The sequence below is a fragment of the Streptomyces sp. NPDC001480 genome, from assembly GCF_042894725.1.
In the GTDB taxonomy this organism is placed as follows: Bacteria; Actinomycetota; Actinomycetes; order Streptomycetales; family Streptomycetaceae; genus Streptomyces.
Map to the genome: position 1 here is coordinate 267,006 of NZ_JBIAVX010000012.1, position 24,020 is coordinate 291,025.

The window sequence follows — 24,020 nt, forward strand, 5'->3', positions numbered from 1 at the left end:
GACGCGCCCGTCGCGTACGGTGGTCGCCCCTCACCGACTCGCGAGCGGAATCGGCATGCCTGACGGATGGCAGTGGGACAGCACGCTGTTCCGGGGAAGCGCGGCCTACTACGAGCGCGGCCGGCTGCCGTACGCCCCGGGCTTCGACGAAACACTGGCCACGGCTCTCGGACTGGACGGGCGGGGCCGGCTCCTCGACGTGGGCTGCGGGCCGGGCACCGTGACGCTCGCCCTGGCGCGGTTCTTCGCCGAGACGGTCGGCATGGACCCGGACGAGGACATGCTCGCCGAGGCCGAGCGGCGGGCCGGGCGTCGCGGGGTGACCGACGTGCGTTGGGTGCCGGCCCGCGCCGAGGACCTCCCGGCCGGTCTGGGCGAGTTCCGCGTGGTGGTGTTCGCCCAGTCCTTCCACTGGACCGAACGCGACCGGGTCGCCGCGACCGTGCTGCGGATGCTGGAGCCGGGAGGCGCGTTCGTCCACATCAGCGACTTCAAGGACCGGCCCGCCGAACCGGCGCCCCTGCCGCTGCCGGAGCCGCCGTACGCGCGGATCGCCGAGCTGGTGCGGCGGTACCTGGGCCCGGTGCGCCGCGCCGGGCGGGGGACGCTGGTCAACGGCACGCCGGGCCGGGAGGACCTCGTCCTGGCGCGGGCCGGTTTCGGGGACTTCGAACGGCATGTGGTGCCGGCCGGTGAGGTGGTGGACCGCGGCGCCGACGACATCGTGGCGTATGTGTTCTCCCGATCCGATTCCGCCCCCCACCTGTTCGGCGACCGGCTGGGGGAATTCGAGCGGGACCTGCGCGCGGTGCTGCGGCAGGCGTCCGCCGACGGCGGCTTCGCGGAACACCTCCCGCCGACCGAGATCATGACCTGGCGCAAACCGGATGGTGCGCGGTGACGGCGACGCCGGAGTGACCCGGCTTCCCTCCCGGCTCCTCTCCCCATGTCACAAACGGCCGGTGCCGTCTCGTCTCAGGTGTCGGAGACAGGCTCTGCGTCGGAAGGGTGACGATCATGCGGGTGTTCGTGGCGGGCGGGACCGGGGTTCTGGGACGGAGGCTGGTACCGCAGCTCGTGGCACGGGGCCACCAGGTGACGGCCACGACGACCAGCGCGGCCAAGCTGGGCGCGCTGACACGGCTGGGCGCGGACGGTGTCGTGATGGACGGGCTGGACGCGGTGTCGGTCGGTGAGGCCGTGGCCGCCGCACGGCCGGACGCGATCGTCCACCAGATGACCGCGATCTCCCCGGCACACGCGGGAAAGCCCGATCTGAAGCACCCGGACCGATGGTTCGCCACCACCAACCGGCTGCGCACCGAGGGGACGGACCACCTGCTGGCCGCCGCCGAGGCGACCGGCGTCTCCCACGTCGTCGCACAGGGCTACGCCAGCTGGAACGGAATACGCGAGGGCGGATGGGTGAAGACCGAGGAGGACCCGCTGGACCAGCTCCGGGAGACGGCGGCGCACAAGGGGCTGAAAGCGCTGAGCCACGTCGAGGACGTGGTCGTCGAGGCCGGCGGCGCGGTCCTGCGCTACGGCGCGTTCTACGGCCCGGGCGCCATCGACGACCAGGTCCAGCTGCTGCGCAAGCGGCAGTACCCGCTCGTCGGGCGCGGCACCGGCTACAGCTCGTGGGTGCACCTCGACGACGCGGCGAGCGCCACCGTCCTGGCCCTGGAGCAGAAGGCCACGGGCGTGTTCAACGTCGTGGACGACGAACCCGCCCCGGCGAGCGAGTGGCTGCCCTACCTGGCCGCGTGCGCGGGAGCGAAGCGGCCGATGCGGGTCCCGGTGTGGCTGGCCCGGCTGCTGGCCGGGGAGCAGGCGGTGGTGATGATGACCGAGGGGCGCGGCTTCTCCAACGCCAAGGCCAAGCGGGAGCTCGGCTGGGAGCCGCGCCATCCCTCGTGGCGGCAGGGTTTCAAGGAGGAGCTGGCGTGACGCGGGCCGAGGAGTTCGAGGAGCTGCGGTCGCTGCTGTTCGCGATCTCCTACCGCATCCTGGGCAGCGTGAGCGAGGCCGAGGACGCGGTCCAGGAGACCTGGCTGCGCTACGAGGCTTCCCCGGCCGAGCCCGCTTCGGCCAAGGCCTTCCTCTCGGCCGTGGTGACCAGGCTCTCGATCGACGTGCTGCGGTCGGCCCGGGTGCGGCGGGAGGAGTACGTCGGGCCGTGGTTCCCCGAGCCGCTGCTGACCGACCCCTACCAGGACCCGGAGCGCTCGGCGGAGCTGGCCGACTCGGTGTCGATGGCGGCACTGCTGCTGCTCGAGCGGCTGAGCCCGCTGGAGCGCGCCGTGTTCGTGCTGCGCGAGGTGTTCGGCTTCGGCTTCCCGGAGATCGCGTCGGCCGTGGAGCGCTCGGAGGCGGCCTGCCGCCAGCTCGCGGTCAGGGCGCGCCGCCACATGGACGCCGGTCGGCCCCGGTTCGAGGCCGGCCGGCGTGAGCGCGACGCACTCGCCGGGCGGTTCCTCGAAGCCTTCCGGGACGGCGACCTCGAAGGGCTGCGGGAACTGCTCGCCGCCGACGTGCACATGGTCGGCGACGGCGGAGGCAAGGCCCCGCAGTTCGCCGACCGCATCACCGGCGTCGAGGACGTGGCCCGGGTACTGGCCTCTCTCGTCGCGCCGTTCGCCCGGATCGGCGGCGCCGTGCAGCCCCACGAGGTGAACGGCTGGCCGGGAGCGGTCTTCCGCGACCGGGACGGCAAGGTCATCAACGTCTGGACGCTCGAGATCCTCGACGGACGGATCCAGACGATCCGCACGGTGCTCAACCCCGACAAGCTCGGTCACATAGGCCCCGTGGCGGACGCCTGGGCGCTCGTCCGCGAGACGGACCTGGCGCGCCGGCCCACGTGACCGACGCGGTCAGCCCCCGGTCGGACGAGAGGGGTCCCGCCGGTCCTGCCGCGACCGGCGGGCCTCCGCCAGCAGCGGCAGCAGGGAGAGGACGACGATCACGGCGACGAGCAGCAGCAGGTAGTCGTCGATGTGGGCGACCGACGAACCCAGGAGATATCCGGCGAGTACGAGGCTCTGCGACCAGAGCAGGCCGCCCACGATCTGCCAGACGGTGAACGTCCGGGTGGGCACGCCGAGCGCGCCCGCCGCCGGGTGCAGGACGGTGCGCACCATCGGGACGAAGCGGCCGATCACGAGCGCCTTGCCGTATCCGTAGCGGGCCAGGAGCCGCTCCGCCCGAGCCGCCCCCTCCCTCACCCGCCGCTTCGAGGTACGGGCCAGCAGGGGGCGCCCACCGTGCCGCCCGAGCAGATAGCCCACCTGCCCGCCCGCCACGGCGCCGACGGCCGCGCACACCAGCACCTGCCACAGCTCCAGCCGTGGATCCTGGTCACCGCTCGCCGCGCACAGCACACCGGCCGGGAACAGCAGCGTGTCGCCGGGCAGGAAGAACCCGACGACCAGCAGGCCCGACTCGGCGAAGATCACCAGCAGGACCCCCAGCGCGCCGAAGGCGGCGAGCAGTGACGCGCTGTCCGTCGGGTTGACGGCGATCACATCCCTCGCCTCCCGGTCCGCTCGTCGATCGCTGCATCACGAGTTTCCCGTGACCACGCTTCGAATGCAGGTGGGTGGGGCGTGTGTACGAACGTGAGTACGCGTACTCAGGCAACCTTCACCGGCTCACGGGATCGTGGGAACCCACCAGAACGCCGGCTTCGCCGGGGTGTGGGCCTTCGTGGTCACGGCGCCCACGTCCTGGCCCCTCCTGTTCCTGGCAGCGGTGCTCGGCGCCGCGTACCGCCGGCTCTCCGCCCGCCTCCACCACCACGCCGGCACGAGCGGCGCGTGATCGCGCGGGGCGGGCGCGGGAGCGAATGATCAGGAAATCGCGTCCGAGCGGAGCTCCCACCTGATCTCGCCGTCATACTGGTGACCGGTGGGTGCCAGTCCCGCGGCGGCGGCGACGGCAGCGGATGCCCGATGGTCCGGATGGATGTGGGCGCGGACCACCCGCACGTCCTGTTCCCACAGCCAGGCGATCAGTCCGCGCGCCGCCTCCGTGGCGATGCCGCGTCCTTGCCACGGGGTGCCGACCACCCAGGCGACTCCGGCCGCGGAGCCGTGCTCGGTGGTGGTGAGCGTCGCCTGCACCGTTCCCGTCAGGCGGTCCTCCTCGCGGAGCCGGATCACCCAGTTCCACCACGTCTCCCGGGGATCGGGTGAGCCTGCCACCAGGCGTTCGTACCGTGCCCGCAGAGCCTGCGGCGAGTGCGGGGCACCGCCGATGAAGACGTGCAGAGCCGGGTCGGAGAGCACCTCGGCCATCTCGTCCGCGTGCTCGACGGCGAGGGGCACGAGACTCAGCCTGGCGGTCTCGATGGCTTCGATCTTCCCCGTGCTCACTCCGTCTCGCTCCGCGGCGGAATCGGTCCGGCAGGAATCACACATGCGGGCGGCGGCCCCTCTCCTGGTGCGGGAACGTCTGGTCCGCGCCCGGCAGCGTCGGCTTCGGCAGCGTGGCCACCTCTTCCTCGGCCTTCTCCAGCTGCTGCGCCGTGTCGTCGGGCAGACGCGGCGGGCGCGGGCGGGCGTGCGTGAAGCGGAAGGCGGAGGTGAAGTCACCGAAGGCCGAACGCCGCCAGTCGCTGATGTTCGGCTCCTCGACACCGGTGAACCGCTCCAGGAACCGCAGCGCGGAGGTGTGGTCGAAGGCCTCGGACGCCACCCAGCCGCCGACGGTCCACGGCGAGACGACGATGGCCGGGACGCGGAAGCCGCCGCCCGTCGGCAGGCCCCGGACGAACTCGTCCGCCGTGCCCGCGGGCGGGGTGGGCGGCGCCACGTGGTCGAACAGGCCGTCGTTCTCGTCGTAGTTGAGGATGAAGGCGGTCTTGCGCCACACCTTCGGGTTCGAGGCGATCGCCTCGATCTTGGAGGCGACGAAGTCGGCTCCCGCCGCGGGCAGGTGGTCCGGGTGCTCCGACTGGTAGCTGGTCGGCATGATCCACGAGACCACCGGCAGCCGGTCGCCCCGGGCGTCGTCCTCGAAGGTGCCCTCCGGCTGGGGGCGTACGCCCCGCTCGTACAGGTCCGAGCCCGGCTGCGCGTTCTGGTACGCCGCGAACCGCTCCAGCATGTTGCAGTCGTAGTCGTCGTCCTGCTGGTACACCTTCCAGCCGATGCCGGCCGCCTGGAGCCGCTCGGCGTACGTCGTCCAGCGGTACGGCTCGGGCGCGACGTTGCTGATGACCGGGCCGCCCCGCGTGCCGCCGGGGTCGATCGTGCCGGTCATCCACATCAGGCGGTTCGGCCACGTCGGGCCGAGCACCGAACAGAAGTAGTTGTCGCAGATGGTGAAGGTCTCGGCGAGCGCGAACTGGAACGGGATGTCGTCGCGCGTGTAGTAGCCCATCACGTACGGCCCGTTGGCTCCGTCCGCCTTGCGGTGGGCCGGCAGCCACTGGTCCATCTTGCCGCCGTTCCATGCCTGGTGCTGCACCGACCAGGCATGGGACGTGGACGGGATGGCCTGCGCGCTGGAGCCGCGGGTGTCGAGATGGAAGGGCAGGAGGTAGCCCTTCGGGTTCCGCGTATCCGGCTGGTAGAAGACGCTGCGGCCGTTGTCCAGCCTGAGGGCCTGGGGGTCGGCGAAGCCGCGGACGCCCGACAGGGTGCCGAAGTAGTGGTCGAACGATCGGTTCTCCTGCATCAGCATGACGACGTGTTCGATGTCACGCAGCGAACCGTGCTTGGGTGGCCCGGCGGCGACCGCCTTCTGGACGCTCGGCGGGAGGAGGGAGAAGGCCGTGGCGCCGCCCAGTGCGCCGACGGCCGAGCCCAGGAGTCTCCGACGAGTCGACTGAGCCATGAATCCCCTTCGCGAGGGCCGGCCGCTTGGGCCGCGGGCGCCCGGTCAGCCGTGGTACGTGATGTAGCCGTTGCCGTCCGGGTCGGAGCCGGCCCTGGTGTACGAGTGGGTGTCGGCGTGGGCTCCGGAGGGCTTGAAGAGGTAGATGGTGTCCTTGTCGTTGTTCCATATGAAGTTGCAGTTCTGGCGGTAGACCACGTTGTGGGCGTCGGAGTCGGTGCCGTGGCCGCCGCGCAGCTTCACGTAGTCGCCGGGCTGAAGGTAGTGGTTGGCGGGGAAGGTGAAGCGGTTGCCGGTGGCGTCCTTGACGACGTAACCCTTGAGGTTGACCGTCGTGCTGTGCGAGTAGTTCTTGATCGTCAGGTACTCGTCCTTGGTGTTGCCGCCGGTGCACCGGTTGGAGTCCGGGCCCGGAGCGTCGTACTGCACGCCCTTGATCTTCAGGGCGGAGGTGTACTCGGTGGCCTGCGCGGGCGCGGCGGTGAGCACGGCGGTTATGACGGCGGTGGCGGCGGTGGCCACGGCGTAACGGGTACGCATGAGGAGTCCCCCCTCGATGGTGCGGATGAAGCGCCTGGAGCCTACCCAAAAGGCGACCGCGAGGTGGCGACTTGGTGCATGAATGGTGAAGGTCGGGCAATCGGTGTCACCCCGGCTCCCCGTGGGTTCCGATCGGGTAACGGTGAACGGGGGGGCAGGCCGGTCAGCAGGCCGGGCCAGACGGTGTCGATGACGTGCGCGCTCGGGGTGAACAGGGGCTGGGCGAGGGCGGGCAGGTCGGCGGGCTCGTGCCATTCCCAGCGGTGGATCAAGTGCGGCTCGGTGACCGCCGGTTCACCGGTGTGGGCGAGGACGCGGACGGCGGCCGTCATACGGGGCATGCCGTGGACGGTGTCCATCAGGAGGGCCAGCAGCCGCGCGTCCGCGGGGCTCGCCTTCAGGCCGGTCTCCTCCTCCAGTTCCCGTACGGCCGTCTCGGAGAAGTCCTCGCCGGCGCTGTTCTTGCCACCGGGCAACTCCCAGGCCCCGTGCGTCGACCAGCCCAGCAGGACGCGCCCCCCGGTATCGGTGACGACGACACCGGCGCCGGTGAGAGCGTGCGCGGAGGGCTGCCGCTCGCCGGCGTACGCGGCCCGGGCCGGGGCGGGTTCGCGCAGGACGAGGAAGGCGAGGCCCTCCGCGTCATGGCGTTCGGCGACGGCCCAGCCCGCGCTCAGCAGGCCCAGCTCGTCCTCGTCGAGAGCGATGGCCCGCCGGCCGTCCGGTACTTCCTCGGCGACGGGCGTGATGACGCAGAGGGTGCCGCCGGGGCGCAGTCGTTCGCGAAGGCGGTTCAGCACGCGGGTGCGGTCGCGGACGAAGGCCCAGCTGAGCCGGAAGGTGATCAGGTCGTACGCGGGATGCGGCAGGCCGTCGAGGGAATCGCGCTCGATGTCGAAGCACCGGTAGTCGATGCTCCAGCCGTCCCCGGTGTCGGACCGGGCGAGGTCGACGGCGGCGGGGGAGCGGTCGATGGCGTCGACGGTGTAACCGGCGGCGGCGAGATGGCGGGCGAGTTCGCCGAGCCCGCAGCCGGCGTCCAGGGCGAGACCGCCTTCGGGCGCCGGAGCGTGCGTGGCGAGCAGCTCGCGCTCGGCGTCGCCGAGATGCCGGAAGGTCCGGCCGCTGGTGTAGTACGCGTCCCACTCGTCGGGCGTGGTGTGTCCCACCGGTACGGCTCCTGCCTGCTCTGGGGGCGGTCGGGCTTCGCGGCCCATGGCTACCCCCGTCGGCGGCACTGGACTCCGGTCGACGTCGAAACCGGCCGAGCGCGAGGCACTTCTCCGACCGGGTCCCGAACGAGGCCCCGTACCCTGCTGTCCGCTGGAGGCGATGCGTCACCCTCCCGCCCACGTCTCGCATCCGGGCAGCCACTCGGCGAGCGGGTAACCGCCCGCCGACCGGGATCGTCGTCGCCCCGCACGATCCAGCATCCCGCCCGGTCGAAGGCGGTCCGCACCTCGGCCAGGAGCGGTGCCGGCCGCTCGCCGTCCGCCATGCCCAGGCCCCGCCCCCGTGGCGGAGCCACCACAAGTCGTACTCGCAGCCCATCATCCAGCCGGCGCGGTACGCCGGCGCTACGCGCATGTCCAGGCGTTCATGCCCTGGAGGGCGGCGAGGCGCCTGGCCACGGCGATCTGCTGCTTCTTCGTCGCCAGGTCCGCGCGGCGGGCGTACTTGAGTCCGCCGGCGGCGATCCAGCTCGACTGCTTGAACTGGAGGCCTCCGTAGTGCCCGTTGCCCGTGTTCGCGTGCCAGTTCCCGCTCGATTCACATCGTGCGATGGCATCCCAGTCGGCACCCAGTGCCGTGGCGTGCGCGGACGCGGACGCGGTCGCGGTCGTCAGCAGGGCCGCGACCAGCGGGAACAGTCCGAGTGTCAGGCGACGTCGCTTGTTCGGCCCGCTGTTCTGGAGCCGATTACTCTCATAGTTTGAAATCATGTCAAATGACAGTAATGGCTAAGTGTCTGTTATGCCCGAATTGACGTCTCTTCGGGCGACGCGAGCCCGTTCGGAGCCTGCCCCCGTCAGTGGCGCGACATGTGCTAGTTTCGTCAACTGCCCGCTCAGGGCAGGGGGTTGAATGCCGCGCCCGAGCTCGGCTCCCTCCAAAAGAGTCCAGGAACCTTGATGAGACGCATCATCCCTGCGCGGGGCCGCGGCACCGCGCTCGTCGCTGCCGGGCTGCTGGCCACGGCCGGCATGTCCGCGCCCTCCGTGGCGGTCGCCGTGCCCGGCGGCGCACCCGCGGTCACCGGCGCGGCATCCCAGCGGCAGCACCAGTTCGCCGCCGCTGCCGCCGAGTACCGGGTGCCGGTGGCGGTCCTGCTGGCCGTCGCGTACCAGCAGTCGGCCTGGGAGGCGCATCAAGGCAGGTACAGCGCCGACGGCGGCTACGGGCCCATGCACTTGACGGACGTCACGCCGGCGATGCTGGCCGGTGGTGACACCGGCGCGGTCGGCCGGGCGGATCTGGCGAAGACGGCGGCGGACCCGGCGCTGCACACCCTCGAAAAGGCGGCTCGCCTGACCGGTCTGACGGCCCGTGCGCTGCGTACGGACCCGGCGGCCAACATACGCGCCGGCGCCGCGCTCCTGGCGTCGTACCAGAAGGAATCGGCCGGTGAGCTGTCCCCGGACCCGGGCGCGTGGTACGAGGCGGTGGCGCGGTTCAGCGGCTCCACCGAGCGCCGGGCGGCGGTCGCGTACGCCGACCGGGTCTACGCGACCCTGCGCAAGGGGGTCTCGCGCACCACCGACGACGGGCAGCGGGTCACCCTGCGCGCCGTGCCGGACCTGCGTACGGCCGGCTCGGGGTCGACCGCGCGGAAGTCGGTCACCGCCCAGAGCACCACGGCGGAGTGTCCGGTCACCGTGTCGTGCACCTTCGTCGCGGCGTCCCCCTCGAACGGGCAGGTCTCCGACCGCCCCGCGAACGGCATCCGTATCGACTCCATCGTCATCCACGACACCGAGTCGTCCTACGAGTCCGCGATCAACATCTTCCAGACCCCCGGCGGCGGCGCGGCGCACTATGTGATGCGGTCCTCCGACGGCGCGGTGACGCAGATGGTGCCGACCAAGGACCTCGCGTTCCACGCGGGCAACTACTCGGCCAACATGCACTCGATCGGCATCGAACACGAGGGCTACGCCGCCCACGGCGGTACCTGGTACACCGAGGCCCAGTACGAGGCCACGGCGGAACTGGTGAGGTACCTGGCCGCCCGCTTCGGCATACCGCTGGACCGGCAGCACATCCTGGGACACGACAACGTGGCCGGGCCCAACACGGCGCTGGTCTCCGGGATGCACTGGGATCCGGGACCGGCATGGGACTGGGAGCACTTCATGAGCCTGCTCGGTGCTCCGGTCACCGGGCGGCACGGCGTGGGCCCGGCCGGCTCGGTGGTCACGATCACCCCCGGATTCGACCGCAACCAGCAGACCGTGCAGGTCTGCCCGTCCGACGACCCGACCGGCGCCACCACGGAGTGCGCCGAACGGTCCGGTCCGGCGAACTTCGTGTACCTGCGCACCGCGCCCCAGGACGACGCCCCGCTCTTCGGTGACCAGGCGCTGCACCCGAACGCCTCGGGCACCGACCGGATCAACGACTGGGGCAGCACCGCACAGGCCGGTCAGCAGTTCGTCGTCGCCGGGCAGGAGGGCGACTGGACGGCGATCTGGTTCAGCGGGTCCAAGGTGTGGTTCCACAACCCGCACGGCTGCAACACCTCCCGCGCCGAGGGCGTGACCGTCGTCCGTGCCTCCGGTGACGCGCCGGTGCCGGTCTACGGCTCCAGCTACCCGGACGCCTCCGAGTACCCGTCCGGCCTGGGCGCCTCGACCCAGAAACCGCTGGCCCAGTACACCGTCCCGGCCGGCCAGGCCTACGTCGCCACCCGGCCCCCGGCCGTCACCGACGACTACTTCCCGTCCAGCGGCAGGGTCGTCCTCGGCGGCAGGAAGATGTACACCGTCCAGTACAACCACCGGGTGGCCCTCGTCTACGCCGGCGACGTCACGGAGGCCACGCCCGCGGGCCCCGAATGAGCCGGACACCGTCGACCGCGCACTCGCCGCACTGACCGACGCGGGCGAAACTGCTGGTATGACCCGGCCCTCGCAGTCGATCGCCGGGCTCCTGCCCGCCGTCGCTCGCGCCGCGCAGATCGTGGGGCGCGACAGCGACGTGCGGCTGCTGCCCGAGGAGGCCGCGGCTCTGGGGCGGGTGGCGGAGGCCAGAAAGTGGGAGTTCGCCGCAGGCAGGACCTGTGCCCGGCGCGCCATGCGGGCTCTGGGGCGGCCGGCCGCCGCGATTCCGATCGGGACGCATCGAGAGCCGGTGTGGCCGCGGGGGGTTGTCGGCAGTATCACGCACTGCCGCGGCTACTGCGCCGCGGCGGTGGCGCTGGAGCGGGATCTGGCTTCGCTGGGCATCGACGGCGAGCCCCACGACGGACTGCCGAGCGGCGTTCTGCAAGCCGTCACCATCCCAGCGGAAGCGGCGGCTCTCGACGACCTGCCCCGGGGGCGAGTCCACTGGGACCGGGTCCTGTTCAGCGCCAAGGAGAGCGTCTACAAGGCGTGGTTCCCGCTGACCCGGAAGTGGCTGGACTTCACGGATGTGCTCCTCACCGTGGACCCGTCAGAGGAGACCTTCCACGGGCGTCTGGCCGAGCCCGCCCTCGACCCGACGGCGCCGGCCGGGTTCGACGGACGGTTCGCGGTCCGCGCCGGTCTTGTGCTGACGGCCGTGACGGTGGCGCGGTCGCGAGGGGCGGAAGACCGCGCGGCCGGGACCTACGGCGTGCCGGGTGACCGCGCCGACGGAGCCGGCCGGGCCTGACGTGGATCGGCGTCGGACCGCGCGTCAGTGGGCAGCAGGTCGGCGCCGTAGAGAGCGTGGATCCAGTTGGCCTGGTAGACGGTGTCGAGATAGCGCTCGCCGAGATCCGGGGCGATGGCGACGGCGGTGGCGCGCTGGTCGTCGCGGTGGGACAGCCAGTCGACCGCTCCGCTGACCACGGTGCCAGTGGAGCCGCCGAAGAGGAAACCGTGGCTGGCCAGACGGTGGCAGGCCCGGATGGTGTCGGCCTCCTCCACCTGTATCGCCTCGTCCACGTACGACGTGTCCAGCAGGGGCGGCCGGATGCTCATGCCCAGCCCGGGGATCATCCTGCGCCCGGGCGCGCCGCCGAAGGTCACGGAGCCGACCGTGTCGACCGCGACGATCCGCACGGGGCGGTGCCAGTGTCTGAACCAGCGGGCACATCCCATGAGCGTTCCGGTGGTGCCCGCGCCGACGAACAGGACGTCGAGATGAGGGAACCAGCGAGCGATGGCCGGTGCCGTCCGGTGGTAATGGGCCTTCCAGTTGTGTGCGTTGGTGTATTGGCTCAGCCACACGTACCGCTTGTCCCGGAGGCACAGTCCGCGGATGTACTCCAGACGGGCACCGAGGAAACCCGTGTCCGGGCTGGGCTCGGTGACGACGTGGACATGGGCGCCGAGCGCCTCCATCAACAGCCGGGTCGACAGGTTGCAGCGGGAGTCCGTCACACACAGGAACCGGTAGCCCCTGCTGGCCGCCATCACGCTCAGAGCCACGCCCATGTTGCCCGACGAGGACTCCACCAGGATCGAGTCGGGCGTGATGAGCTCCTCCTGTTCGGCGGCCTCGACCATCTCCTTCGCCGGTTTCAGTTTGATGGAGCCGGCGAAATTGAAGCCCTCGCATTTCAGGAACAGTGGGAGCCCGAAGATCGACCGCAGGTCGACGTAGAGGTCTTCCTCGTTGAAGCCGGAGGGCTCCGAAATGACTGGCACGATGGCCTCCGTTGGTGAGAGCGGCTCAGTGCCCGATGGGGTTGCCGACCGCTCATCCGTAGCGGTTCAGCTCGTGGAAGAAGTCATCGACGACATGCAGTTCTCCGGAGTCGGCGAGTCGGTCGTAGACGTACTTGCCCAGGGCCAGGTCGAGCACCCCCAGGCCGAAGGGTGAGAAGACCACCGGGCGGTCCGCCGGTGGTGTCACGAGCCCACCCATGACGTCCGCCAGTGTCCCGTCGAGGAACCGGCGGTTGCCGGTGAGCTGTTCGGTGAGATGCGGTGATGTGTCGGCTCGCAGGCAGTGTTCGACGTCGTCCACGATGTTGGCCGATGCGAGCAGCACGGCGGGCGCCAGGTCGCGCAGCGAGACGTGGAGAACGACAGGAGCGTGCGCGAACCATGCCGGGTCGTGGATGTGGGGGCGGGCGGCGACCGTGGCGAAGACGACCAGGTCGCTGAGGCGGATCACCTGTTCGGCGCTGTCGTGCACGGTGATGTGCCCCGCGGCTCCGGACTGTTCGAGGCAGCATCGGAAGGCCGCGGCGTTCTCGCGGGACAGGTCGAACACGCCGGTGTTCTCGAACGACCATCCCGTGCCGGCCAGGAACGTGTGGATGTAACGGGCGATCAGTCCCGTGCCGACGAAGCCGACGTTCGCCGGGCGCGGGCCGTTCCGGGTGAGCCGGTCGGCCGCCAGGGACGCCGACGCGGCCGTCCGGGAAGCGCTGATGATCGAGCTCTCGAGGCACGCGAACGGATAGCCGGTGTCATGGTCGTTGAGGATGAGTACCGCCGATGCCCGGGGGATGCCGGCCGCGACGTTCTGCGGAAAGCTGGAGATCCACTTGAGGCCGTCCACCCGTGTCTCGCCCCCGAGCGACGCGGGCAGCGCGATGATCCGGGACGCCGGACGATCGTCGAAACGCAGGAAGTAGGAGGGCGGGTTCACCGAGTCCCCTTCGGCGTGCAGCCGATAGGCGTCCTCCACCAGGCGCACGATCCGCTGTTCCTGCCCCTGGAGCACCCCCCGCACCTGGGCGCCGGAGATGACGGCGAAGGGAGGCACACGGAGCGTCCCGGAGGGCGTGAACCGGGCGGTGGGGGAGTAGGCGGTGGTCATGACGGGATCACCTCCACGGTCGGCGAGCAGTCGGCCAGTCGCACCGCGTCGGCCAGGGCGGCAAGCACCTCGCGCCGGCCTTCGTAGGCTTCTCGGCTGTGTGCGGTACGCAGGTTGTCGACGAGCAACAGGTCACCGTTCCGCCAGGGTTCACGTACGGTGTTGGCCTGGTAGACCCCGTTGATGAGGTCGACGGTCTCCCGGGAGATCGCGTCGCCGTTGCCGTAACGGGTGTTGAACGGCAGCCCGTCGGCGCCGTAGACATCCACCAGGTACTCGCGGATCTCGGGATCCAGTGTCCATTCGCTGAGGAACGCGATCTGGTTGAACCAGCAGCGCCGCCCCGTGAGCGGGTGACGGATCACGGCGCTGCGGTGCTGGCGGGTGCGCAGACCGCCGTCGGGTTGCCAGGAGAACTCGATCGCGGAGGCGCGGCAGTAGTCCTCGACGGCCGTTGGGTCGTCGGTGCCGAACGCATCGGCCCAGGAGGCGCCGATGTCCTCGTTGTAGTTCCGCACGAGCAGCCATCCTTCGCGCTCGAACCGCTCGACGAGTCCGTCCGGCAGGGCCTCGAGCACGGCCGGCGAGTCGGCGAGCGCCGTCGCACCGCCGCTGTCCGGCGCGCTCAGGCAGGCGAATTGCAGCATGCTCGGGAACCGGAGGGCATAACTGAGCTCATGGTGCATGCACATCGGCTGGTTGGGCGGCCACTTCGACGACGAGTAGACGCCGTTGCCGAAGGAACGCCGGGCCGCGAACGCTTCCCTCTCGTCCATCAGGCCGGAGGCCAGCCGGCTGAAGACCGAGGCTGTCGCGGACAGGTCGCGCAGACCGAGACCGCGGACGAGAACGGCACCGTGCTCGGTGACGAGGCTCCGCAGCCTGTCGCGGTGTTCGGTCGCCCAACGGGACGGATCGTCGGTCGGACCGGTCGTCAGGACCGGTACCCGGTCGAGCCGCACGTCCGGCTCCAGCGGTCGGCTGGTGAATGAGGAGGACATCTCACATTGCCTCCGGTGACGGTTCAACGGTCGGGGGCGGCGCCGCCTTGGCGTCGAGCAGCCGGGCCAGGTCGGCGAGGACCGGGTGCCGGGTGAGGTCTTTCGGGGTCAGCGCGCGGTCGAGGCGGATGGCGAGCTGGACCGCGGTGAGTGAGGTTCCGCCGTTGTCGAAGAAGTGATCGTGACGGCCGATCCGGTACCGCGGGATGCCGAGCACCGTGGCCCACGCGGCGGCCAGGCGCCGCTCCGCCGGTGTCCGCGGGGCTTCGTCGGGCTCCGCGGCGGTGGCATCGCAGGTGCTGGGGGGCCCGGTGTCGTCGAGTCCCGTGGCGAGCGCGGCCAGCGCCTTGCGGTCGACCTTGCCGTTCACGGTCAGCGGGAGGTCACCGCGCCAGTGGAAGGCCGAGGGGATCATGTAGGCAGGCAGCCACCTGCCCAGCTGGTCGCGCATCGCGGAGTCGTCAAGCGGTGGCCCACCGCAGCAGAAGGCCACCAGGCGCCTGTCGCGTTCGCCCTGGGCGACGGCCACCGCGCCGGTGCGCACGCCGGGCACCTTCAGCAGCGCGTTCTCGACGTCCTCGATCTCGATGCGGAAGCCGTGGATCTTGACCTGGCTGTCCCGGCGGCCGAGGAATTCGAGCTTGCCGTCGGGCAGCCAACGGCCGTAGTCACCGCTCCGGTAGAGCCGGTCGCCGGCGCGGTAGGGATCGGTCGTGAACGACTGCCGGGTGCGCTCGGGATCGTTGACGTAGCCGCGGCCGACGCAGACTCCGGAGAACACGATCTCGCCGGGCGCGCCGAGCGGGACCAGGGACAGGTTGTCGTCGACGACGCGGACCCGCACGTTGTTGACGGGACGGCCGAGCGGGATCCGCGCGGTGTCCGGTACGCCGTCGAGGACTTCGTGGTTGGTGTCGTCCGAGGTCTCGGTGAGCCCGTAGGCATTGACGAGCCGGACGCCCGGCTGGGCGGCGAACCAGCGCTCCACGAGCTCCTTCCGCAACGCCTCGCCGGTGACCGACACGCAGCGGAGGTCGGGCAGTTCGCGCGGGGAACGCTCGAGGAACGACAACACGGCGTCGAGGTACGAGGGCACGGCCTGGAGGACGTTGACCCGGCCGTCGGCGATGGTGTCGACGTAGCGCGGGACGTCCCAGATCACCTCTTGGGGGACCAGCAGGGTCCGCCCCCCGGCCACGAGCGCCGCCAGCAGCTGCCACAAGGAGATGTCGAAGCACTGGGGCGCCGTCTGGGCGACGACCTGTCCCTTGCCGATGCGCAGGTCGTCGATCTTGGCATGGATGTGGTTGAGCATCCCCGCGTGTTCGCACATCGCGCCCTTGGGCTCTCCCGTGGAGCCGGAGGTGAAGTAGATGTAGGCGAGTTGGTCCAGGGACACGTCGACACCGGGGTTCTTGGCAGTAGGCGTCTTCTCGTACGCCGCGTCGACCAGCAGCGTCCGTACCCCGGGCAGCGTCTCCACGGCCTGGGCGAGGGTGGTGGTGCTGCCCGGCTCGGTCAGCACGAGCCGGCACCCCGCTCGCGACAGCGTGGTCGCGATGCGGCCGGCGGGGAAGTGCGGCTCGACGGGCAGGTAGACGCCCCCGGCCTTGAAGACGCCCAGCACGGCGGCCGCCCAGTTGAGGTTTCGCTCCGTCACCACCGCGACGACGTCCTCGCGCCCCACCCCGCGTGTGAGGAGAGCCCCCGCCACTGTGTCGGCACGCTCGTCGAGTTCCGCGTACGTCCACTGCCGGGCCCCTCGCACGATGGCGACGGCGTTCGGGTCCTCCTGGACACGCTGCTCGATCAGTTCATGGACACAGCGTCGCGGGAGTTCTCGCCGCGGACCGGCGAGCGCGTCGAGCTGGAAGCGGATCTCCTGCGCGGACAGCAGGCTCTGGGACTCGTGCGGGGCGTCCGGTGCGGCGGTCATCAAGGCCAGCGCGGCCAGGTGGTACCCCGCGACGCGCGCGGCGTACCGGGCGTCCAGCGTGTCGCGGCGGTACCGCAGCTGCAGGACGGTGCCGTTGCCGTGCCGGGCGGTGCCGACCTGCAACACGGTGCCGGCGGGGAGTTCGCGCCCCGGGTCGGCGCCGGCTGCGGGGAGCGGATCGAAAGAGGCTTCGCTCAGCGGTCCGGACAGCGGGACGTTGCGGTGTGTCGGCAGTTCCGTCTCGCCACGCCGGGCTTCCCGGATCAGAGTCCGCCACGACGGCACCTGTGTCGTCAGCCCGCACGGCAGCGGCCGACCGCCCGGCTCGGTGATGTAGTACGTCGTGACCTCCTGCTCGCCGGTCAGCGCGGCCAGTACTTTCGCGTGTGCCGCGAGCAGGACCGAACTGGTCGGCACGGTCAGCTCTTGGGCCAGCCGGTGAACGGCGGTCACGGTCTCCTCGGGAATCACCGCATCGTGTTCCGCGACGCCCGGCACCGGCACCGGCGACCAGCGCGGAATCCTGGTGACACCACCTCCGTCGAGGGCGGGTTCGACGGTCATCGACCGCACCTCCCCGCGTCCTGGCGGGCCTGGTCCAGCTCCCGTGCCGGATTCCCGCCCCACCGCGCGTGCCGGGGGACCACTTCGCCCTTCATGAGGAAGGAGTCGGGGGCCAGCACCACGCCGTCGCCCAACGTCACGCCGTAATGGACGAGCGTGCCGACACCGAGTGTGCAGCCGCTGCCGATCGTGGTGGTGTCGGACTTGAAGGTGCCGTCCTCCTGCGAGTGGCACTGGATGATGCTCCCGGCGTTCAGCGTGCAGGCGTCCCCGATGGCCACCATCGGCCGGTCGGGCAGGTAGCAGCCGTCGTCGAAGACCCTGCTCCCGATGCGGACACCCAGCATCCGCCACATCACGTTCTTGAACGGAGTGCCGTTGAAAATCCGCAGGTACGTCTCCGAAGGCACCTTCCAGTAACGCTCGCGCCACCAGAACCGGGGATCGTAGATGGAGCAGTACAAGGGGCCCGGACGGTGCGCGGCGGTGACGGCACGCTCGACCAGCACGAAATAGACCGCGGTGAACAGCAGGCCGAGAACATCGGCCAGCGCCAGCGCGGAGGCCCCGAGCGAGGCGTACAGGTCCGTCGCCCCGGCGACGATCAGAGCGGCACCCAGGAGATAGGCCCAACGCGACAGCAGGTACCAGCCCATGGTGGCCGCGTTGTGCTTGTTCTTCGCCGCGAGGCCCCGGCGGAGCGCCTCGCCGCTCCTGAACCGGTCGAATCGGCTGTCGCGGAGAACCGTCCGCGGGATCTCGAAGCTTGGGGAGCCCAGCAGCCCCACGCCTTCCCGGATCTCGCCGTCGACGGGGACCATGACCTTCGTCGCCAGCAGGCAGTTGTCGCCCGCCCGTGACCGCGCGGGATAGGCGATCCGGTTCCCCAGGAAGCTGTGCGCGCCGATCGATGTCCGGGACACCCGGAACGCGGTGCTGGAAAAGTCCGCATTCATGATCGACAGGCCGTCCGCGACCATCGTCCCGCTGCCCACGGAGCTCAGGGAGGGGCTCTCATGCCTGACTTCCGTGCCGAAGTTCGACCCCGTCTGCTCGATGTGGGAGAACTCGTAGCCGATGGCCCGCAGATAGTGAACGATGCAGGAGCTGTCACCGAACAGCCGGGTGAGGACCCTCCTGTTGGTGAGCCGCGCGATGGCGCGCTGTACCGAGTAACGCCATCCGTACAAGGGGTAGTCACGTCCCGGTACGAGGATCCGGCCGAGCACCCGGGGCAGAACGCTGACGAGCAACAGGCCGAGTGCCACACCGCCGACGACGAGCATGGCCGCCGCCACCGCCACATCACGGTAGAACGTCGCGTTGCCCAGCACCGCGGGTCCCGGCTCGATGACCATCCTCATCTGCGGAACCCCGACCAGCAGCATGACCGTGCCACCGACCGTGAGCGGCACGTACACGAGCAACGCGCCCGCCAGCTGCATGACGGTGTGCGTGGCCCGGCGCAGCGCGGCGCGGGGCATCTCGCCCACGACCTGGAAGTCCACCGAGGCCCGGTCCGCCGGGGACCCTTGCCAGTGCTCGCCGTCGGGGACCACCTGACCGCTGTGCAGCGAGGAGGCGTGCCCCAGCTGGGTCCCGTCACCGAGCACCGTCCGGATGTCGATCACCGTGGCCTCGCTGACGAGCACCGACTTCCCGATGCTGACCGGGCCCGGCTGGATCACGCCCCCATGAGCGCGATAGCAGGAGAAGAACGAGTCCTTGCGGATGATGGTGCCCTCACCGATGGTGAGCAGGTCCGTGCAAACGGGCACGTTCCGGGAGAGAATCACGACTCCCCGCCCGATGTTCGCCCCCAGCGCCCGCAGATAGAACACATACAGCGGCGAGCCGACGAACAGCACCAGCGGGCCCGAACGGATCAGCGTCCTGACGATCCAGAAGCGGACGTATCCCAGGGACCATATCCGGATCTCCGCGGGCTTCCAGCGCCCGACCAGCGCCCACTTCGCGACGACGGGAAGGGCACACAGCCCCAGGAAGCCCGCGCTGCCGAACAGCACGGACCTCACGTACACATCGAGCACACTCGGCCCACGGGAGATCCATTCGTATCCCCAAGCGGTGGCCAGCGCCAGCAGATAGGCATAACCGAGGAAGGCGACGGCCTGAAGGAACCCGCACAGCACGTACGGCGCCATGCCCGCCGCCTGGGGCGACGGGGCCGTGGCCCGCGACACCGGCGCCGGAGCCTCCCGCGGCTCCGGGCGCGCCGGCGCAGTGTCCGGCAGCGCTGCCGCCAGGCCGCTGATCGTGGGATGTTGATAGACGTCCTTCATCGACACCGAGGGCAGATCCGCCCTCTTGCGCAGCCGTGCGCAGAAATGCGCCATCACCAGGGAGTCTGCTCCCAGGTCGTCGAAGAAGTGACTGTCGGGCGGTACCTCGGGGACGGACACCAGATCGGCCATGACTTCCGCGAGAGCCTGTTCCAGCGGGGGCGCGTCGTGCCCTTCACCCGCCGGCGGGACCTGTGGGGATAGCGAAGGTCCCGCACCGGCCGGAGCTTCCCCGATGACGGGTTCGTCTTCCGGTCGGCCGCTGCGGGCACCGCTCCGGGCCGCGCGTGACGTGAGCTTCGAATCTGACGTCATAACATCTATACGGAGCACGTACGGAGAGGGATTGATAAATCCTGACATTCGCCAACTGATGACTATTTTCCCACCGCGTCCGACCCGCAGCCAGTCAGGGGCCGTACCCCCGGCTCACGGCGCCTGCTCGGTGGGCAGTTCCAGCCGGAGTTCGTACCCGCCGTCGGCGGTGGGTCCGCTGGTGACGGTGCCGCCGAGCAGGGCGGCACGCTGCCGCAGGCCCACCAGGCCGTAGTGCGCACTGGGCAGGGCGACGGGCGGCCGGACCGGTGCGGTGTTGCTGACGGTGACCCGGACGGTGTCGCCTTCGTGCGAGGCGTGCACGGTGGCGCTGGCGCCGGGCGCGTGTTTGCGGACGTTGGTCAGCGCCTCCTGCACGGTGCGGTAGACGGCCCGCTGGAGCGCCGGCGAGAGGCCGCCGGGCAGGTCCGCCTTCAGGTCGGTGTCGATGCCGCTGGCGTCGATCAGCCGCCGCAGGTCGCTGAGCGAGGGCTGAGGGGTCAGTTCCGCGGGGCGGCCGTGCGAGTCACGCAGGACGTTGACCATGTGCCGCAGCTCGTCCAGCGTCTGCACGCTCAGCCGCCGGATGGTGGCCGCGGCCTCCTTGGCGTCGGCGTCCCGCGTGCCGACCTGGAGCGCTCCGGCCCGCACCGCGATCAGACTGACCTGGTGGGAGACCACGTCATGCATCTCCCGCGCGAGCTGTGAGCGCTCCTTGGCGAGCACGGCCTGCTCGGTCAGCCGCCGCTCGTGGTCACGCGCCCGGGAGATCTCGGCGAGCCGCAGCGACAGGTCACGCCGGGCCTGGACGAGCTGGCCGAGGAAGACGGGAGCCGCAGCCGTGGCCGCGGTGTAGCCCAGGGTGATCAGGGCCGAGGTCTTCCACAGATCGAGGCGCAGCGACGGCGAGGTGGTCGTCATGTCGCTGAGTGTCAGAGCCAGGGCGCAGAGGGCCAGCGCCGTCCGGCGCCGGGTGATGGTGGCGAGTGTGTACAGCGCCACCAGGGCGGCGAAGATCGCGTCCGAGAGCAGGACGGCGGGCAGGCTGAGCACGAAGGTGAGCCGCGGCAGGCGCCGGCGCACCACGAGCATGCAGGTGGCGAGCAGCGCCACGGCCATGCGCAGTGTGTCGGCGGGATCGACGTTGACCCACACGTCGATCAGTGCTGCCCCGATCAGGGCGGCATCCTGAGCCGCGTCGGCGAGTCGGCGGGACATCATTCCGGTTCCAGGTCCCGCGGCGGTTTCAGGAGTCCGGCGCGTTCGGCCAGCAGGGCGGCCTGGACGCGGCTGCTGACCTCCAGCTTGCCGAGGACGGCACTCACGTGGTCCTTGACCGTGCCGGTGCTCAGGTGCATACGGACGGCGATGTCGGAATTGGACAGTCCCTCGGCGATGAGGACCAGCACGGTCCGCTCGCGCTCGGTCAGCCGGTCCAGGCTGCGGGCGGCCTGTTCCGGGCAGCCTGCCTGGAGATACCGGTCCACGACCGTACGGGTGACCTTGGACGACAGTACGCAGCCACCGTCGGCCAGGGCCCGCACGAGGAACGGCAGCTCCTCCGGATCGGTGTCCTTGAGCAGGAAGCCCGCCGCGCCCGAGCGCAGGGCCGTGACGACGTACTCGTCCATGTCGAACGTCGTGAGCATGGCCACCACCGGGGGTGATTCGAGCCGGAGCAGACCGGCCAGGACGGTGAGCCCGTCGACGTCCGGCATCCGGATGTCCAGCAGTACGACGTCCGGATCCGTCGCCTGCGCCGTCGGGACCGCCTCGCCACCGGAAACCGCCGCCACGACCTCTATGTCGTCCGCGGCGTCCAGGATGCGCTGGAAGCCCGTACGGATCAGGGCCTCGTCGTCGACCACCAGAACCCGGATCACGCGTGCTCCACTCATCATCGGATCACTCTCCGATTCGTACCACGCCGGTCGGTGCCCCGCAGTCTCCCGCGCCCGGACCGCCCAGGCGGCGGGGGTGCCGCCCGCCGGTCGACGGGGACACTTCCGGACCCCTGCCGGATGGTCGTGGCCCAGGGTGCGAGCGAATCCTTGAAAGCAGGAGCACGACGAAAGCAGGAGCACGACGGAGCACACGGTGGGCCATGGAGGAGGGCAGTCGCATGACGATCCGCCTGACGCTTGTATGCGGGCACACCACGAACGGGACCGCGGACACGGTCTTCGGCCACGGCACTCTCCGTGGCGACGGCCTGCACGAGGCAGGTGCGGGCCTGTCGGCGACTCCTCTCCGCACGCCGACCGTGCGGTCGCCCTCCAACTGCTGCGCGCTGACCTCGGCAGCCCTCGGACTTAAGACCACGGTGGATCCGGCGCTGCGCGACATCGACTACGGGATGTGGCGCGGCCGCACGATGGCCGAAGTCGCCGCCGCGGACCCGCACGGCCTCAGCGCCTGGCTCACGGACCCGGATGCCGCGCCACACGGCGGTGAATCCGTACGTCAACTCTGCCACCGGGCCGCGCACTGGCTCAACAGCCTGCCCCACCAGACGGGCGGCGCCGTGGCCGTCGCCGAACCGGCCGTCGTCAAGGCCCTGCTCGTCCACGCCCTGTCCGCACCGGCTCGGGCGTTCTGGCGGATCGAGGCACCGCCCCTGTACATCGTCTCGCTCATGCGGCGCGACGACGGCTGGAGCGTCCGCCCGGTCGACGGTTCCTTCCCGAGTGAGGTCGTCCTGCACCCCTCCCATCGCCACGCCGACCACTCCCGGCGCCTGGTCGGCCGTCAGGGTTCGCACCGGTCGCGTGACGGTGCCGAGCAGTGGCTGGTCAGGGTGCCGCCCGCCAGGCGCTGACGACGCGGCCCCTCACTCGTCGGAGTCGGGCTTGCCCTTCGCCGCCGCGTACGCCTGTGACGGGGTCATGGGGACGCCGTTCAGTGACACGGTCTTGTAGGGGCTGACCTTGGCGCAGGTCTTGGCCTGGTCGGCGGTCTGGGCGTGAGCGCCTCCGACGGCGGCCTTGGTGTCGGCGGGCGCGGGCGTGGAGGTGCCGCCCGGGAACTTCGCGCCGCTGGGCCAGTCGCTGCCGATCACCAGGGTCAGACCGGTGACGCTCCCCTCTTTGAGGTGCGAGGCGGACAGCCCCAGTGCCTTGCCCACGGTCTTGGCCTCGGCCTCCTGCCCGGAGCCGTACGTGAGTGTGGTCGTGGCCGAAGGGCTCGGGGCGTTGGCCGTGGTCGTGCCGGAGCTGAAGCCCTGGCCGGTGAGCGCGCCGGCGACGTCGGAGGCGCGGCCGGTGATGGTCGTGCCGTTCTCGACCGTCACGGCGATCCGGGACGCGGGCACGGCCGGGGCCGTGGCCGTCGCCGCGGCGGTCGCGGAGGCCGCCGCGGACTTCTTGCCCGAGCCGGTGGTCAGGGACTGGTCGTCGGCGATAGAGGCGAAGAGGGTCCTGGCGCCGGGACCGACCACCACGCGGTCCTTGTTGGCCGGGTCGGGGGCGGTCTGCATGGTGGTGAAGGTCATCCGCTTGGTGGGGACCTTGTTCACGTCGTCGGCGAGCGAGATCAGCTTCTTGACGCTGTCGAGGCCGTCGTCCACGGTCAGTGCCTTGGTGGCGGCGTCGGCGAGGCCGTAGACGGCGGTGGGGTCGGTGAGTGTGCCCGCGCTCTTGAACTTGCGGATCATCGCGCTCAGGAAGATGTGCTGGGAGATGGTACGGCCGAGGTCGCTGCCGTCGCCGAAGCCGTGTCGGGAGCGCACGAACTCCAGTGCCGCGACACCCTTGAGGGTGTGGCTGCCCTCGGACAGTTTCAGGTGCGAGTAGGTGTCGTAGACATCGGCGCTGACGCACACGGAGACACCGCCGACCGCGTCCGACATCTTCACCACACCGGAGAAGTCCAGCTTGACGAAGTGGTCGATGGGGATGCCGGTGAGCTGGTGCACGGTGGCCACCTGACAGGCCGGGCCGTACTGGAGTGCGCTGTTGATCTGCCCGTAGTAGCCGGGCGTCGACTGGTCGTTCTCGCTGTCCTTGCAGGCCGGGACCTTGGTCATGGTGTCCCGGGGGATGCTCATCACCGTGGCGTTGGAGCGGTCGGCGGATATGTGCACCACCATCTCCACGTCAGCGTTGCTGCCGGTCTGCACGCCCGTCGTCGAGCAGCCGCCGCCGAGCTTGCAGTCGGTCTTGCTGGTCCGGCCGTCCGAGCCCATGACGAGGATGTTGATCGGGGTGCGTCCGAAGGCGTCCGCCTTCTCGGTCCCGCCCTTCCCGTCGAGCGAGACGCTGTTGATGTTGCCGTTGAGGTGCTCGTAGAACCACCAGCCGGCGCCGGCGGTGACCAGGACCAGGACGGACAGGCAGATCGCCATGATCTTCAGCACCCGCCTGCCGCGCCGCGCCGGACGACTCCGGTGTCCGGACCGCCCGCCGCCGCGCGAGCGGGAGGTCGCCCGGGCCGCGAGCCGGCCGCCCGGCAGGGGCACACCGCCCTCCTGGCTCGTACGCGGTCCGGGCACCTGGGCGGTGCGGCTGCGCGCGGCCCGGCCGCCCGAGCCGTCCCACGGGTCGCTCATCTCCCACTCCCATGAAC

Annotated in this window: 21 protein-coding genes; 7 read left to right on the plus strand and 14 right to left on the minus strand. The window is 70.7% G+C overall.

What is annotated here, in order from left to right:
* Positions 1-55 precede the first annotated feature (55 nt).
* The 3 genes from ACFY01_RS29595 to ACFY01_RS29605 all read left to right on the plus strand — a co-directional run bounded on the left by ACFY01_RS29595 (position 56) and on the right by ACFY01_RS29605 (position 2,867).
* Positions 56-901 carry a class I SAM-dependent methyltransferase gene (locus ACFY01_RS29595; RefSeq protein WP_390738807.1) on the plus strand — a complete coding sequence of 282 codons (846 nt, stop codon included), beginning with the start codon at positions 56-58 and terminating at the stop codon, positions 899-901.
* Positions 902-1,017: 116 nt separating this feature from the next.
* Positions 1,018-1,950, plus strand: coding sequence for an NAD-dependent epimerase/dehydratase family protein (locus tag ACFY01_RS29600; RefSeq protein WP_390738808.1), 933 nt, complete (start codon positions 1,018-1,020; stop codon positions 1,948-1,950).
* A complete protein-coding gene (locus ACFY01_RS29605) occupies positions 1,947-2,867 on the plus strand; it encodes an RNA polymerase sigma-70 factor (protein ID WP_390738809.1) in 921 nt (306 codons plus the stop codon). The genes ACFY01_RS29600 and ACFY01_RS29605 overlap by 4 nt, the downstream gene beginning before the upstream one ends.
* 9 nt (positions 2,868-2,876) lie before the next feature.
* On the opposite strand, the gene ACFY01_RS29610 is transcribed toward ACFY01_RS29605, so the two are convergent.
* Positions 2,877-3,527 (minus strand): DedA family protein, encoded by a 651-nt coding sequence (locus ACFY01_RS29610; RefSeq protein WP_390738810.1) that lies wholly within the window; start codon positions 3,525-3,527, stop codon positions 2,877-2,879.
* Between the two features lie 136 nt (positions 3,528-3,663).
* Here ACFY01_RS29610 and ACFY01_RS29615 point away from each other — a divergent pair, with 136 nt between their 5' ends.
* Positions 3,664-3,822, plus strand: a complete 159-nt coding sequence (locus ACFY01_RS29615) for a hypothetical protein (RefSeq protein WP_390738811.1) — start codon at positions 3,664-3,666, stop codon at positions 3,820-3,822.
* 29 nt (positions 3,823-3,851) lie between these two features.
* Here ACFY01_RS29615 and ACFY01_RS29620 read toward each other — a convergent pair whose 3' ends face one another.
* From ACFY01_RS29620 to ACFY01_RS29640, 5 genes are all read right to left on the minus strand, one after another.
* Complete coding sequence (locus ACFY01_RS29620) at positions 3,852-4,376, minus strand: GNAT family N-acetyltransferase (RefSeq protein WP_390738812.1); 525 nt, start codon at positions 4,374-4,376, stop codon at positions 3,852-3,854.
* A 37-nt stretch (positions 4,377-4,413) separates the two neighbouring features.
* Positions 4,414-5,841 carry an alkaline phosphatase family protein gene (locus ACFY01_RS29625; protein ID WP_390738813.1) on the minus strand — a complete coding sequence of 476 codons (1,428 nt, stop codon included), beginning with the start codon at positions 5,839-5,841 and terminating at the stop codon, positions 4,414-4,416.
* Between the two features lie 45 nt (positions 5,842-5,886).
* Positions 5,887-6,381: a lamin tail domain-containing protein gene (locus tag ACFY01_RS29630; RefSeq protein ID WP_390738814.1), complete on the minus strand. Its 495-nt coding sequence runs from the start codon at positions 6,379-6,381 to the stop codon at positions 5,887-5,889.
* 41 nt (positions 6,382-6,422) lie between these two features.
* Positions 6,423-7,550 carry an NUDIX domain-containing protein gene (locus ACFY01_RS29635; RefSeq protein ID WP_390738815.1) on the minus strand — a complete coding sequence of 376 codons (1,128 nt, stop codon included), beginning with the start codon at positions 7,548-7,550 and terminating at the stop codon, positions 6,423-6,425.
* Positions 7,551-7,958: 408 nt separating this feature from the next.
* Positions 7,959-8,324: a transglycosylase family protein gene (locus ACFY01_RS29640; RefSeq protein WP_390738816.1), complete on the minus strand. Its 366-nt coding sequence runs from the start codon at positions 8,322-8,324 to the stop codon at positions 7,959-7,961.
* 189 nt (positions 8,325-8,513) lie between these two features.
* Between ACFY01_RS29640 and ACFY01_RS29645 the strand changes: the two genes are divergently transcribed.
* Both ACFY01_RS29645 and ACFY01_RS29650 read left to right on the plus strand, forming a co-directional pair.
* Positions 8,514-10,439, plus strand: a complete 1,926-nt coding sequence (locus ACFY01_RS29645) for an N-acetylmuramoyl-L-alanine amidase (protein ID WP_390738817.1) — start codon at positions 8,514-8,516, stop codon at positions 10,437-10,439.
* Between the two features lie 58 nt (positions 10,440-10,497).
* Entirely contained in the window at positions 10,498-11,235 is a 738-nt protein-coding gene (locus ACFY01_RS29650) for a 4'-phosphopantetheinyl transferase (RefSeq protein ID WP_390738818.1), read from the plus strand.
* On the opposite strand, the gene sbnA is transcribed toward ACFY01_RS29650, so the two are convergent.
* The 7 genes from sbnA to ACFY01_RS29685 form a co-directional block, all read right to left on the minus strand.
* A complete protein-coding gene (sbnA, locus tag ACFY01_RS29655; protein ID WP_390738819.1) occupies positions 11,190-12,215 on the minus strand; it encodes a 2,3-diaminopropionate biosynthesis protein SbnA in 1,026 nt (341 codons plus the stop codon). The genes ACFY01_RS29650 and sbnA overlap by 46 nt on opposite strands.
* Before the next feature lie 52 nt (positions 12,216-12,267).
* Complete coding sequence (gene sbnB, locus ACFY01_RS29660) at positions 12,268-13,338, minus strand: 2,3-diaminopropionate biosynthesis protein SbnB (protein ID WP_390738820.1); 1,071 nt, start codon at positions 13,336-13,338, stop codon at positions 12,268-12,270.
* Positions 13,335-14,339, minus strand: a complete 1,005-nt coding sequence (locus tag ACFY01_RS29665) for a TauD/TfdA family dioxygenase (protein WP_390738821.1) — start codon at positions 14,337-14,339, stop codon at positions 13,335-13,337. The genes sbnB and ACFY01_RS29665 overlap by 4 nt, the downstream gene beginning before the upstream one ends.
* Position 14,340: 1 nt before the next feature.
* Complete coding sequence (locus ACFY01_RS29670; protein WP_390738822.1) at positions 14,341-16,839, minus strand: amino acid adenylation domain-containing protein; 2,499 nt, start codon at positions 16,837-16,839, stop codon at positions 14,341-14,343.
* Positions 16,836-19,457, minus strand: coding sequence for a Pls/PosA family non-ribosomal peptide synthetase (locus ACFY01_RS29675; protein ID WP_390738823.1), 2,622 nt, complete (start codon positions 19,455-19,457; stop codon positions 16,836-16,838). The genes ACFY01_RS29670 and ACFY01_RS29675 overlap by 4 nt, the downstream gene beginning before the upstream one ends.
* Positions 19,458-19,571: 114 nt before the next feature.
* Complete coding sequence (locus tag ACFY01_RS29680; RefSeq protein WP_390738824.1) at positions 19,572-20,678, minus strand: sensor histidine kinase; 1,107 nt, start codon at positions 20,676-20,678, stop codon at positions 19,572-19,574.
* Positions 20,675-21,340, minus strand: coding sequence for a response regulator (locus ACFY01_RS29685; RefSeq protein WP_390738825.1), 666 nt, complete (start codon positions 21,338-21,340; stop codon positions 20,675-20,677). The genes ACFY01_RS29680 and ACFY01_RS29685 overlap by 4 nt, the downstream gene beginning before the upstream one ends.
* A 239-nt stretch (positions 21,341-21,579) precedes the next feature.
* On the opposite strand from ACFY01_RS29685, the gene ACFY01_RS29690 reads away from it, so the two are divergent.
* Positions 21,580-22,275, plus strand: a complete 696-nt coding sequence (locus ACFY01_RS29690) for a histidine phosphatase family protein (protein ID WP_390738826.1) — start codon at positions 21,580-21,582, stop codon at positions 22,273-22,275.
* Positions 22,276-22,287: 12 nt separating this feature from the next.
* Here the strand turns inward: ACFY01_RS29690 and ACFY01_RS29695 are convergent, their stop codons facing one another.
* Complete coding sequence (locus ACFY01_RS29695; RefSeq protein ID WP_390738827.1) at positions 22,288-24,003, minus strand: LCP family protein; 1,716 nt, start codon at positions 24,001-24,003, stop codon at positions 22,288-22,290.
* Positions 24,004-24,020: the final 17 nt, after the last annotated feature.

Coding starts and splice junctions, on each gene's coding strand:
- ACFY01_RS29665 (WP_390738821.1), bottom strand. CDS start 14,339: ATGTCCTCCTCATTCACCAGCCGACCGCTGGAGCCGGACGTGCGGCTC.
- sbnB (WP_390738820.1), bottom strand. CDS start 13,338: ATGACCACCGCCTACTCCCCCACCGCCCGGTTCACGCCCTCCGGGACG.
- ACFY01_RS29670 (WP_390738822.1), bottom strand. CDS start 16,839: ATGACCGTCGAACCCGCCCTCGACGGAGGTGGTGTCACCAGGATTCCG.
- ACFY01_RS29680 (WP_390738824.1), bottom strand. CDS start 20,678: ATGATGTCCCGCCGACTCGCCGACGCGGCTCAGGATGCCGCCCTGATC.
- ACFY01_RS29625 (WP_390738813.1), bottom strand. CDS start 5,841: ATGGCTCAGTCGACTCGTCGGAGACTCCTGGGCTCGGCCGTCGGCGCA.
- ACFY01_RS29675 (WP_390738823.1), bottom strand. CDS start 19,457: ATGACGTCAGATTCGAAGCTCACGTCACGCGCGGCCCGGAGCGGTGCC.
- ACFY01_RS29690 (WP_390738826.1), top strand. CDS start 21,580: ATGACGATCCGCCTGACGCTTGTATGCGGGCACACCACGAACGGGACC.
- ACFY01_RS29640 (WP_390738816.1), bottom strand. CDS start 8,324: ATGATTTCAAACTATGAGAGTAATCGGCTCCAGAACAGCGGGCCGAAC.
- ACFY01_RS29695 (WP_390738827.1), bottom strand. CDS start 24,003: ATGAGCGACCCGTGGGACGGCTCGGGCGGCCGGGCCGCGCGCAGCCGC.
- ACFY01_RS29595 (WP_390738807.1), top strand. CDS start 56: ATGCCTGACGGATGGCAGTGGGACAGCACGCTGTTCCGGGGAAGCGCG.
- ACFY01_RS29630 (WP_390738814.1), bottom strand. CDS start 6,381: ATGCGTACCCGTTACGCCGTGGCCACCGCCGCCACCGCCGTCATAACC.
- ACFY01_RS29645 (WP_390738817.1), top strand. CDS start 8,514: ATGAGACGCATCATCCCTGCGCGGGGCCGCGGCACCGCGCTCGTCGCT.
- ACFY01_RS29600 (WP_390738808.1), top strand. CDS start 1,018: ATGCGGGTGTTCGTGGCGGGCGGGACCGGGGTTCTGGGACGGAGGCTG.
- ACFY01_RS29650 (WP_390738818.1), top strand. CDS start 10,498: ATGACCCGGCCCTCGCAGTCGATCGCCGGGCTCCTGCCCGCCGTCGCT.